This window comes from Bacillus sp. LLTC93, from assembly GCF_002993125.1.
GTDB lineage: Bacteria > Bacillota > Bacilli > Bacillales > Bacillaceae > Bacillus > Bacillus zhangzhouensis.
Genome location: NZ_PVME01000004.1, coordinates 223,118 through 237,170 on the forward strand (window position 1 = coordinate 223,118; position 14,053 = coordinate 237,170).

Consider the following 14,053-nt stretch of genomic DNA (forward strand, 5'->3'; position numbering starts at 1 on the left):
AGTGAAATAGATGAGTCAATTTAAAAGGGATCAAGTTCAAGACATGTATTATCTGTCACCGATGCAAGAAGGAATGCTGTTTCATACCCTCCATCATCAAGAAAAGGGCTTTTATGTAGAGCAGATGGATATGAACGTGAAGGGCACACTTCGTCATGACTTACTTGAGAAAAGCATGAATATCATCGTGGAAAGGTACGATATTTTTCGTACCGTGTTTCTCCATGAAAAAGTGAAGCGCCCTGTTCAAGTTGTGTTGAAGAAACGTCCTTTTACACTTGATGTCGTGGACATGCAGGATCTTTCTGAAGACGAACAGCTTGTGCGTATTGAGGCTTTCAAACAAAAAGATCAACTGAGAGGCTTTGACCTCTCGAAGGATTCTCTCATGCGGGCATCCGTTTTCCAAACGGGTCCTGCTAGCTATCGCTGGATATGGAGCTATCACCATATCCTGCTAGATGGCTGGTGTTTTGGACTTGTCGTGCAGGAGTTATTTGCGATTTACCATGCACTTTTGCATGACATCCCTTACAGGCTGGAACCAGTCAAGCCGTATAAAGAATATATTCAATGGCTGGAAAAACAAGATAAACAAGCGTCACTTCAATATTGGCAGCAATCATTAGCAGGGTTTGATGGACAATCGACCTTTAAAGAACAACGAAAACAAACAAACGAGCATGAATTAGGCGAAATCGAATGGTCGATGAGCCAAAAAGAAACGGCTGCTTTATCAGAGCTAGCATTGCAGCAGAACGCTACGTTAAGCAGTGCGCTTCAATCGGTTTGGTCGATTCTGCTGAGCAGGTATCAGCGGTCAAACGATGTGCTGTTTGGAACGGTTGTGTCAGGACGTCCGGCAGATTTGGCGGGCGTTGACAGGATGGTTGGATTGTTCATCAATGTCATCCCAAGAAGAATTCAGCTGACAGATCAAATGACATTTCGTTCTCTATTATCAGACACACAGCAGCAGTCTCTTGCGGCAGAACTGCATCAATATATCCCGATTTATGATATTCAGGCAAAGGCAGGTCAGCAGCAACTCATTGATCATATTGTGGTGTTTGAGAATGTCCCAGCTGCAAAGAAGGACGAACAAGAGGCTCTGCTAGGGTTTACTGTGGAAGAAATGAATGTATATGAAAAATCGAACTATGATCTCAATTTGCTTGCTTCGCCTGGAGAACAATTGCAATTGAAGCTAGCCTTTAACCAAAGAGCATTTGACCCTGCATTTGTCCACCGGTTAAAGGAGCAGCTGATTGTTTTGATGAAAGAGGCGATCAAGCATCCAGATCAATCGGTTCATACACTTACTCTCGTGACGAAGCAGGAAAAGCAGCTGATTCTTGAGGAATGGAATGCACCTGAGCTTGAGCATGATCAGCTCTATTTGTCTAAATGGTTTGAGCATAATGTCCACAAACAGCCGAATGCGGTGGCTTTATCAACGGGAGAGCACACGATGACATATGCGGAGCTGAATGAACAGGCCAATCGATTGGCAAGGCATTTACAAAAATATGGGGTGGCACATCAAACGGTCATCGCCATTTTAGCGGATCGCACGTCTGAACTCATTGTCAGCTTGCTTGCTGTCTTAAAAGCAGGCGCAACCTATGTGCCAATTGATCCCGATTATCCGGAAAGCCGCATTCAATATATGCTGAAAGACAGCAGGGCGACGCATCTTCTGACTCACTCAACCTTCATTAGTCAGGCGAAGACACTCGCGTTTGATGGCACGTATCTTTTTGCAGATGATCAGGAAATTTCACTGATGAGCTCGGAGAATCTACCGCTTGAAGCAGGTTTACATGATACGGCATACATCATGTATACATCTGGCACAACGGGACAGCCAAAAGGCATCATGACGACCCATTCCAATATTGCCCGGGTGGTCAAAAATACGAATTACTTAACCATTTCAGAAACAGATACATTGCTGTCGTTATCTAATAGCGTATTTGATGGCTTTACATTTGATGTATATGGTGCGCTTTTAAACGGTGCGAAGCTCGTACTCCCGAAAAAAGAGACCATTTTAGACATGCGCGAGCTGACCGAGCTGATTAGAGGAGAAAGCATTTCTGTCATGTTTGTTCCAACGGCATTATTCCATCTTCTCGTTGATGAAGGGACAGACTGGATGCGTGGTGTGCGTAAGGTGCTATTTGGAGGGGAGCGGGCATCGGTTCAGCATGTAAGGAAAGCCTTTGATGTGATGGGGCAAGGCAGACTGATTAATGTATACGGCCCGACCGAATCAACAGTGTTCGCCACCTATTATCCTGTAGATGAAGCCATACCGGTAGAGGCACGTTCTATTCCAATCGGGAAGCCGCTCAATCAGACGAGTGCTTATATATTGAGTCAGCAAGGACAGCTTCAGCCGATTGGCATGGTCGGAGAGCTTTGTCTTAGCGGCAAAGGACTAGCGAAGGGGTATTTGAATCGTCCGGACCTGACAAAACAAGCCTTTATCGCGCATCCATTTGCTGCGGGGGAAAGGCTGTATCGAACGGGAGACCTAGCTTATTTTCGAGAAGACGGTCTGATTGAGTATGCAGGCAGAGTAGATGATCAGGTGAAAATTCGTGGACACCGAATTGAGCTAACAGAAATTGAAGCCCATCTTCTTGTACATCCAGGTGTAAAACAAGCTGCACTCATAGCTGACCATGATGAAACAAATCATACAAGACTGCTCGCCTATATCACATGTGAGGATGAATGGAAGGACAAGCTCGATGTGATCAAGTCTGGGCTGAAGGAGCGTCTTCCTGCTTATCTGCTGCCTCATGAGCTAATCAGACTCGATAACCTTCCGCTCACGACTAACGGAAAGGTTGATAAACGCCAGCTGCCAAAGCCTGAGGCGCCGCAAGGAAAGCGCCATGTGAAGCTGCCAGTAAACGAAGTAGAACAAAAGCTACTCGTGATGTGGCGGGAAGTGCTTGAACGAGATGATATTAGCACGGATGACCATTTCTTTGAGCTTGGCGGACATTCCTTAAAAGCGATGTCACTTTTGTCCAAAGTGTGTAAGGAATTCGAGGTCCAGGTGCCCATTCACTTGCTGTTTGAGACGCCAACGATTGAAGCGATCAGTCGTTATATTCAAAAGCAGGACCAGGAAGCCGCTGGCTATCTTGTATTCAATGAATCTCAATCGTCAACCGTCTTTGCTCTACCGCCATTACCGGGCTACGGTTTCATCTATCAGGAAGCAGCAAAAACGCTCGATGATGTGCGTCTCATTGCTTTTGATTTTATCGAAACGGATAACCGAATGTCGCAGTACGCTCAGCATGTTCAGCACCTTCAGCCAGAAGGACCGCTGACTTTAATGGGCTACTCTGGCGGCTGCTACCTCGCCTTTGAACTCGTTCAAGCGCTTGAACAAGCGGGGCGTACAGTCGAAAAGGTCATCATGATCGACTCCTATAAGAAAATCGGAGAAAGTGACTTAGAAGGACGATCCATTGATGACGATATAGAAGTGATCGTTCAACAGTCGAAGCAAAGTGAATTGGTTCATGCGGAGCTCGTCCAAGAAGCGCTTGCTCAAAAGACGCGGGCCTACTATGAAACATTTGTTAAGGGGGTGAATCAAGGAGAGATACAAGCAGATATTTATTTTATCCAATCTGAAGAACGAATTGAGATTCCGGACTGGATGGAAAATTGGGCGCATGCGACGACCGGTGTTTATAGCCAATATCAAGGCTACGGTCAACACGCTCAAATGTTCAAGCATAAAGAATGTGCAGCCCAAAATGCACAGCTGATCAAAAGGATATTCAATCAAAAAGATAGAGAACCAGTTTTGTAAACTTTAGGTTAGTCAGGGGTGCAGTCCTGCAGCCCTGATTGACAAAAAAGGAAAGGAACTCATATGAAACCATCAACCATTAACCAATCGAGTCTATATGAATCAATGGATGCCATTTTACAAGATGTAAAGACAACCATTTTACAAACCAACGAAATTGAACGCTTCGCTGTTTTTTCGCGTGAAAAAACCATTCGACCGCGGCCATATCACCTCTCTCATTTATTTCTCGACAATCATTTTGAGCAGGAGGCCGCAGCTGAATCGATACACATGCAAACGGCTGCGCCTGCTTTGGCGGACATGCCGCCCGCCCTTTCCTATGGCGGGGAAATAGATATCACAACAGGAGCACAGACCTTGCAGGACGTCTTAACAGAGGCTGCAAAAACGACAAATGGACTCACCTATATCGTGAATAGTGAGAACGAACTCACGCAATCCTACTCGCAGTTAAAGGAAGACGCCGAGCGGGTTCTGACGGGTTTAAGGGAGCTGGGTCTAAAGGCAGGTGATCCTGTTTTCTTTCAATTTTCATCGAATCATGCGATGGTGACTGCTTTTTGGGCATGTGTGTTAGGCGGATTTGTTCCGACACTTGTATCGGCTGCTCCGACCTACCGGGAGATGAATGCCGCAGTGAAGAAGCTCCATCATGCATGGGAGCTGCTAGAGCATCCGCTTATTTTAACAGATGACACATTGATCGAAGAGGTACAAGGCTTAGCTTTGCTGTGGCATACAGATCAATTACGTGTAGCAGCAGTCGAGCCGATGCTTTCTTTAGAAAGAGATACAGGGGCTTATCCCGCGGCGCCAGATGATTCCGTCTTTTTTATCTTAACGTCTGGAAGTACAGGGATGCCAAAATGCGTAGAGCATTCTCATAGAAGTGTGCTTGCGAATGTCAAAGGAACGGTGGCAGCCAATCAATTTACACAAGAAGATGTCTCGTTAGACTGGATGCCTTTAGACCATATTGGCGGTATTGTCATGTTTCACCTTGTCAATGTGTACACGGGCTGTGAGCAAATTCGGGCAAGAACAGATGATTTCATCGCTCAGCCGTTGCGCTGGCTTGACTGGATGGATCGCTACCGTGCAACGAAGACGTGGGCGCCTAACTTCGCGTTTGCGATGATCAATGATTATGAGAAAGAAATTTCTTCAGGGTCTTGGGATCTTTCTGCCATGACCTGCATGATCAATGGGGCAGAAGCGGTCGTACCGAAGACGATTCACCGGTTTTTACACTTGCTGGCTCCGCACGGCTTAAAGGGAGATGTCATCCGGCCGGCTTTCGGTATGTCTGAAATCTCATCAGCGGTTGTCTTCTCTTTTGCGATTGAGCGGGGAGATGAAAACAGCGGGGTACTGACCTTTGAAGAAACATCGCTGACAGAGCAGCTAAGACCAGCTGAGGCGCGTGAGACAGGAACCGTCAGCTTTACAGAGCTGGGAAGACCAATTCCAGGTATCACGATTCGCATCGTCAATCATCAGCAGGAGCTTCTTCCAGAAGATCACATTGGCAGCGTGCAAATCAAAGGGCTAACGACAATGAAGGGCTATTACAAGAATGATGAAGCGAATCAAGAAGTATTTCAAACAGATGGCTGGTTTCACACGGGAGATTTAGGTTTCCTGCACGAAGGAAGGCTGACGTTAACCGGTAGAGAAAAAGACATGATCATCATCAACGGGAAAAATTATCACAACTATGAAATTGAAGCCATTGCAGAGGAAGTACCAGGAGTAGAAACGAGCTTTGTGGCTGCTTGCTCCGTTCGGATGGAGGCTTCTGCATCCGATGAATTGATTCTCTTTTTTACACCGAAGCTATATGAGCCTTCCTATATCATGAGGGCAAGTCAGCACATTAAATCCCATATTGCGACAAAAATGGGTCTGTCTGCATCGCGTATTATTCCTGTCCAGAAGCATGCATTTCCGAAAACAAGCTCTGGAAAAATAGAAAGGGCGCAGCTCAAGACAAGATGGCAGGAAGGCGAATTCGATGAAATCATCAAGGAAATGGACATCAGACTAGAAAATGAACACACTTTGCCTGATTGGAGCTATCAAAAGGAGTGGATACCTGCTCCGCTTGATGCAGCTGAAAAGCAAATAGTAGGGGACATTGTGATCTTTGCAGATGCATTAGGGCTGGCAGATCAGTTGAAATCTCTTTCAAACAGTGAACAAACATACATTACGGTTGAACCGGGTCAAGAATTCACACAACTCACTCACACTCACTTCATCATCCACCCGAATCGGCCGTCTGACTACGAACAACTCTTTGAGACGCTCCGTTCGTATGGCGTTTCGGTGAAACAAATCATTCACCTTTGGAACTATACAAATCAGAAAGACAAACTTCATGTGGCCATGGCGAAAGAAGCACAGAAAACTGGCAGCATGAGTGCATTATATTTATCAAAAACGGTCGCCGTCTATGAGGAACCTGTTGAGATCACCTTTGTCTCAGCTCATGCGATGAATTTGCCGGAAGATCAAACACATGATGTAGAAAAAGCAACAACAGTGGGACTGATGACATCTGTTCAGCATGAATGGCCGTTTATCAAGGTGCAATGTCTTGATTTTTCTCTGACAGAATTGGAATCAACCCGTTCCCATGCATCAGCCATCATGACAGAATGCACACATGACAAACGCAGTTATATCGCCGCTTATCGCGGGAGTGTTCGTTATATTCCACTTTTATCGCCGCTTCATCTGGAAAAAGAACAAAAGATGAAGAAACCGCCATTTGAATCATCCGGGCTTTACGTGATGACAGGAGGACTTGGCGGAATTGGGAGCTTACTGAGTGAACACCTGCTGAAGTCTGATCAAGCACACCTCGTGTTACTTGGAAGAAAGGAGCGAGAGGCTTTATCTGCGGAGCAGCAAGACATATTGACTTCACTAGAGAAACAGGCGAAAGACCATGGTGGCACCGTTCTTTATGAAAAAGTGGATATCACTGATGCGAAAGAGGTTGAAGCCCTCATCTCTAGGCAGGAGGTGGCTCGAGGCAAAAGGCTGCATGGCATCATTCATTTCGCTGGCATCATTCAAGAAGAGCTGCTTGCAGACATGACGTCCGTTTCTTTACATGACATGTACGAAGCAAAGGTATATGGAACGATTGCACTTCATGAAGCTGCTTCCAAACGTCAGAACGTCTTATTCCTTTCTAGTTCGTCAGCACGTACGTTAAAGGGCGGGATGACCGTTGGCGCCTATTGCGCTGCCAATGAGTTCGTTGAACAATTTGCTCATTATCAGAAGCTGACATCTACAGTGAAGCCGTATTGCTTTAGTTTCAGCATGTGGGACGAGATCGGAATGAGCGAAGGCTCCATGATCAAAGGTATTTTACAAGAAAGAGGCTATCTCCCGATTTCAAAGCAGGTGGGCTTCCAGACGATGCTGGCATGTTTGATGACAGATGCTCCACTCATGTATATGGGATTAGATCGGTCGAAGAAAGAGATTGAGGAGATGGTGCATGCGGAGATACAAAAAGAGCAAGCCATTTATGTCTTTTTCAAAACCGATCAAACAAAGGCGATTGAAGAACGGCTGTATCATTCCATTCATACGTGTTTACAGTCTCGTCTATCTGGTGAATACTCCGTGCATCTCTATCCTGAGGAATGTTGGAAAGAAACAGAAGACGGGATGCCGGATGAAGCGTTTTTCAATGAATTAATAGAAGAAAGCGGACAGAATTCAGAGGATAGAGCTCCTCAAACAGAGACGGAGAAACTCTTGGCGCACATTTGGTCAGAGCTGCTCGATGTCTCAAATATCAGCTGCGGTGATCATTTCTTTCTACTGGGAGGTCATTCGCTGAAGGCAACGCAAATGCTGTCTGCGGTTAGACAAAGAACGGGATTTGACGTGCCGCTCGCTGTTCTTTTTGAACATACGCGACTTGGGGAACTAGCGGACTGGATTGATTCACATGCCAAAGCGGATGAAGCGATTCCGATTAGAAAAATGGAAAAGGGTCAGGAGATTCCGATGTCCTACGCCCAGCAAAGGCAGTGGTTTCTCTATCAATTACAGCCTGATCTTCCATTTTACAATAATACGATTTCCTTTCGGATGAATGGACCTTTAGATGTGAAGGTGCTTCAGAGCAGTTTGCAGCATATGGTGCAAAGACATGAATCGCTCAGAACATCCTTTTCCATGAGCGGAGATGAACCGGTACAGATTATTCATGAACATATGACCTTACCAGGGCTTGAGGTGGTGGATGTATCAGACCTGGCGTCACAGGAAGAAAAAGAACAAAAAGCGTCTGAATGGGCGAAAAGAGAGGCGGGCACAGCTTTCCGCTTAGAGCATGATCCGCTCTTTCGAGTGAAACTGATTCGGTTGTCGGAAACAGATCATTTGCTGCTGATGTCCATTCACCACATCGTGTCAGATGGCTGGTCGATCGGTATTGTCGCGCGAGAGCTATCAGAGTGGTATACAGCGATGATCAAAGGGCGAGAGCCTCACCTGCCGCCACTGCCTATTCAATATGCCGATTATGCGCTATGGCAGAAGGAGTATTTGACAGGCGAGACGCTGCATAAGCAGCTTTCCTATTGGAAGGAGCAATTTGCGGCACCTGTGGAAGATTTGATATTGCCGTATGACCATCCGCGGCCAGCCGTTCAATCCTATAAAGGAAAAACGAAAAAATATCGATTGTCGAAGTCGTTGTCTGAGCAGCTCGCTGCACTTTCTAAGAAAACAGACAGCACACTTTATATGACCTTACTTTCTGCTTTCTCTACGCTTTTACATCGATTGTCTTCACAGGATGAGTTTGTGATTGGATCGGTCATTGCTGGAAGAAATCGTACTGAGATGGAGCATTTGATCGGATTTTTCGTGAATACATTGGCACTTCGGATCGACCATAGCGGGAATCCTGCTTTTGCAGAGCTATTAGAGCGAGTAAAAGAGACAACAGTCGGCGCCTATGCGCATCAGGATGTGCCGTTTGAGATGGTGGTAGATGAACTGAACATTGTACGTGATGCCAGTAAGCAGCCGCTGTTTCAGGTCATGTTTGTTCTGCAAAACTTACCGCTGGAAGCATCTCCAATGGGGGAGGCGACATCGGTTTTAGCCATTGAAGATAACGATACAGCCAAATTCGATCTATCCCTATTTGTTTTTGAAGGGGCTGAGGGTCTTCAATTAAAACTTGAGTATGATGCGGACTTATTTTCTGAAGACACGATGGATCGATTCCTCCGTTACTATGAGATGCTGCTCGAAAGTATTTGTGAAAATCCGGCGCAGCCGATCAGACAAATGAATTACCTGCCAGAGAAAGAGAAGCATCAATTGCTCTATGAATGGAGCGGCAAAACGGATCAACCAGCAGGCTCACTTCTGATCACGGAACGATTTGAAGCGCAAGTGAAAAAGACACCTCATGCAGTTGCTCTCGAATTCCAGGGAGAGCAGTGGACGTATCGCGAGTTACAAGAGAAAGTCGATCTGCTTGGCGCTTATTTGCAGCAACGAGGAGTCGCCCCGCATGAACCCGTCGGGCTTCTTATCGACAGGTCGCCTGAAATGATTCTTGGTGTGCTGGCGATTGTGAAAGCGGGAGGCGCTTACGTGCCAATTGATCCTGAATATCCGGAATCACGCATTGATTATATGCTGAAGGATACAGGCATTAAGCTTTTGCTGACAAAAAACGAATGGCTGAAAAAGGTGTCGATCAGTCAAACCGAGCTCATTTGTCTTGACGAGGGGTATGAAGAGTTTTTACCAGAAGGAGAAGTCATCCCTGCTGCCCTAAGCCCTGATGGACTTGCTTATATCAATTACACATCGGGATCGACTGGACAGCCAAAAGGGGTGCTAATTCCGCATCAAGCGGTCATCCGGCTTGTATGTGAAACAGACTATGTCACCCTTGATGAACATACGCGCATTTTACAAATCGCGAGCTTTTCTTTTGATGCCTTTACGTATGAAATATGGGGGGCCCTTCTGAACGGAGGAAGGCTGATACTCACCGATCGTAATACGATTTTATCAATGAATACACTGGCTGACACGCTGAAAGCTTACAAAATCACAACAGGGTTCCTGACTGTGCCGCTGTTCAACCGGTTAACAGAAGAACATCCAGAAGCCTTATCTGGATTCAACGCTTTATTGGTCGGCGGTGATGCTTTGTCTGCCGCTCATATCCGTAAAGCACTGCCGTATTTGCCTGAAGGGCTTTTAAACGGCTATGGACCAACTGAGAATACGACGTTCTCCTGTGTGCATCACATTCGAGCATTGGACGACGGTCAGGCTACGGTTCCAATCGGTCAGCCAATCACTTATTCACAAGCCTATGTACTAGACGACCAGCTGCAGCCGGTCCCGCAAGGCGTCATCGGTGAGATTTACGTTGGCGGAACAGGGCTTGCACTTGGCTACCTTGGAGATGAAGAAAAAACAGCGCAATCATTTATTCCGCATCCTTTCCAAGAAGGAGCGCGTTTATATAAAACAGGCGATATGGGCCGTTGGCTGTCAAATGGCATCATCGACTGCCTTGGAAGAATCGATCATCAAGTGAAAATTCGCGGACACCGGGTCGAATGTGGAGAAATTGAAGCCGCTATGTTGAGCTTTGAGGACATCATAGAATGTGCTGTTATCCCGCATCAACACGAGAGTGGTCATAAACGCTTGATCGGTTATTTTGTCCAAAAAGGTGCATTGACCCAGCAAGCCATTCGCCAAGCATTAAAAGAAATGCTGCCAGATTATATGGTGCCAAGCCTATTGATGGAGCTGGATGAACTGCCGCTCACACCAAACGGCAAGGTAGACCAAAAGCGTCTCCCGCCGCCAGAGTGGAGACAGGAAGAAGTGGATACGCCAATTGACAGACCAGTCAGTGAGGAAGAACGAGTGTTAGAAAAGGTGTGGTCTCAGCTGCTTGGCGCTCCTTCCATCGGTGTACATGATAACTACTTTGAGCTTGGCGGAGATTCCATTATTGTCATACAAATGGTGGCACGCTTAGCGCAGGAAGGCTACATCATCCAGCCGAGAGATGTGTTTGAAAAGCAGATCATTTCACAGCTTGCCCTCGTCATGAAAAAGGCAGATGTTTCTGTGTCCTATAATCAGGCACCTATTACAGGAGATGTTCGTCTGCTTCCGATCCAATCTTGGTTCTTTGAGCAATCGATGACAAACCAAGATTATTGGAATCTATCGGCACATTTCCAATTCAAGCAGTCCGTGCCGCTAAAGCAGTTAACACAGGTTCTTTCAAAGGTTGCCGATCATCACGATATGCTGAGAGCGACATATACAAAAGAGGCAGATGGCACGTGGGTCCAAACGATTCGTGAGCCTGGCATTACCCCTTGTATCACATCCTTTGATTTGACGGATGTTTCTCAGGAGGAGGCGCTTGAACAAATCCGATTAGAGACAGGAGCTTGTCAAGGAACATTGTCATTAGAGCGGGGAGAAGTGATCAAGGCTATTCTTTTTCACACAAGTCATGATACGTCAGAGCTTTTCATCGCTGCACACCATCTCGTCATGGATGGCATATCGTGGCGCATTTTACAAGAAGATGTAATAAATGGACTGAAGCAGCTTGCTGCGGGGCAGGAAATAATACTTGCAAAGAAAACCGCCTCCTATAAGCAGTGGGCAGATGCACTATATGAATATGCACAAACAGATCAATTACAAGAGCAGGTCCCTTTTTGGGAAAAGATCACGGATCAAGAGGAAGAGGGTTCCCCTTTTCAAACGCCTGCGCTTTCTAATATAGAAGAACATGCAGATATCCTGTCTGTTCAATTGACGAAGGAACAAACCGACATTTTACTAAGGCAGGCATCTCAAGCGTACCGAACAGAGGTAAACGATTTACTCTTATCAGGACTTGCGCAAGCCGTTGGAAAGCCAATACTCATCACGTTAGAAGGGCATGGACGCGAGGATTTATTTGAACAGATGGATTTGTCACGGACAGTCGGCTGGTTTACGAGCTCTTATCCTATTTTTATTCCTTTTATTAAAACCGATGTTGAAAGACAAATCAAAGACGTCAAAGAAACCTTAAGAGCTGTGCCGCAAAAGGGAATCGGCTATGGCTTACTTCAATATATGACAGAATCTCGTTTACTCAAAACGGCAGCGCCGCAGATGAGCTTTAATTACCTTGGACAGTTAGATCAGACAGATGGCGAGGTGAAGCTTTATTTAGCAGATGAACGAAATGGACATGTACACGATCCGAAAGCAGAAAGGCAGCATTTAATTGATGTGTACGGATACGTTGTCAATGGGCAGCTTCAAATGAATTTTATGATGAATCGAGAGCTGCTCCAGCATGAAGATGTGCGCTTGTTACCTGAGCGTTTCAAAGAAAAAATGGAGGACATTCTGACGCATTGTGTAGAGGCAAGAGGCGGCTTTACACCATCTGATTTCTCTATGGTTCAGCTCACGCAAAAGCAAATAGACGAGCTTCCAGACAATGTGGTCGATGTGTATCCACTGTCTCCAATGCAGCAAGGGATGCTGTTTCATGCACTATTGGATCAAGCGTCACAAGCTTACTTTGGTCAGGTGCATATGACGCTTGAAGGCTTAACGGACGGCGAGTCCTATGAACAAGCATGGAATCTCCTTGTAGAACGTCATTCGATTTTGCGGACAAGATTTGCTTGGGAAGGGTTAAAGGAGCCTGTCCAGTTGATTCAATCAGAAGGAAGTATTCACCTCACTCAGCACGATGTGCGCCACCTGAGTGAAACGGATCAGAAGGAGATCATTGAACACTATTTAGTATCCGATCGTTCAAAGGATTTCGATTTAGAAGATATTGATGAACCACTTATCCGTATTGCATTATTCCATTGTGATGAAAGAAAATGCACGTTTGTCTTTAGCTTTCATCATATTTTAATAGATGGCTGGAGCTTGTTCAGCTTTATTGAAGAATCCTTTGCGCTGTATCGCTCCCTTGTAGACGAACGGGAGATCAACCTCCCTGCTGTACGTCCATATAAAGATTTTATCGAGTGGCTGCAAAAGCAGGATCAAGGGAAGGCGAATACGTTTTGGAAACATTATATGTCAGGGGTAGAGGAAGCAACACTGCTTCCTGGAGACAGTGAGCAGGCTTCGGATCATGGAGCAGGTATCACGCAGGTTAGTGTCAAACTGACGCCCCAGATGCAGCAGAAACTAGAAGAGATGACAGGCGCGCAGAAGGTCACGATGAGCACACTGATACAGTCAGCGTGGGGGTTGCTCCTGCACCTTCATTCAGGCTCAGAGGATGTCATATTTGGTGTGACCGTATCTGGCCGGCCAGCGGACTTACCAGAGGTTGAAAGCATGACAGGGCTCTTTATTAACACCTTGCCGCTCCGTTTGCTGATTGCACCAGACTGGACCATCGCCCGCCTGCTGGCACATACGCAAGAAACCGTTTTTCACATGCGTGAATTTGAGTATACGGTGCTGCCAGATATTCAGCAGATGACCGATATCCCGAGTGGACAATCATTGTTTGACAGCATTGTCGTGTTTGAAAATTATCCGATTGAATCCATTGAGCCGTATGGTGTACGCATCTTAGACATCGCAAGCCATGAAGAAACGAATTATGACTTAACCCTTGTGGCTGTTCCGGGAGATACGCTGGAGCTTCGGGTCACATACCGCTTAAATCAATATACAGAAAAGCAAATACAATCACTGATGCAGCAGCTGATTCACACACTTGAAGCCATGACAGAACAAGTGGAGACACCGCTCTCTTCCTTCACAATCGTGACAAATGAAGAAAAAGAACGGATGATCAGCGATTGGGCGAAAAACGCACAAGTCAGCGTGCTGTACCCAGACCAAGAAGAGGTCTACTCAGGTGTGCATGATCCTTCCTGTGAAACGGAAATTTATATCCTGAGTGATGAGCATCAGCTCATGCCGATAGGCTTTCCTGGGGATATCTTTATCGGTGCAAAGGATATAAAAGCACTTTGTGGGGAGCTTGCCGATTGGATGGAGGCGCATAAAATTCCGCATCCATTCAAACATCAAACAGGCGAATACCTCTATCCGACAGGGGATGTCGGCGTTTGGACTGAAAAAAGCAAGATTCAGATTTTGGATTGGATGTAGGAGGAGAAAAAC

General features: G+C 46.0%; 2 protein-coding genes. Both read left to right on the top strand.

Annotated features, from left to right (window positions below; genetic code table 11):
- The first annotated feature begins 10 nt into the window (after positions 1–10).
- Positions 11–3,844: a non-ribosomal peptide synthetase gene (locus C6W18_RS14820; RefSeq protein WP_105928045.1), complete on the top strand. Its 3,834-nt coding sequence runs from the start codon at positions 11–13 to the stop codon at positions 3,842–3,844.
- Between the two features lie 63 nt (positions 3,845–3,907).
- Positions 3,908–14,041 (top strand): non-ribosomal peptide synthetase, encoded by a 10,134-nt coding sequence (locus C6W18_RS14825; RefSeq protein WP_105928046.1) that lies wholly within the window; start codon positions 3,908–3,910, stop codon positions 14,039–14,041.
- The last annotated feature ends 12 nt before the right edge of the window (positions 14,042–14,053 follow it).

Bases quoted from the DNA above. Each gene is read 5' to 3' on its own strand.
- C6W18_RS14820 (WP_105928045.1), top strand. From the start codon at position 11: ATGAGTCAATTTAAAAGGGATCAAGTTCAAGACATGTATTATCTGTCA.
- C6W18_RS14825 (WP_105928046.1), top strand. From the start codon at position 3,908: ATGAAACCATCAACCATTAACCAATCGAGTCTATATGAATCAATGGAT.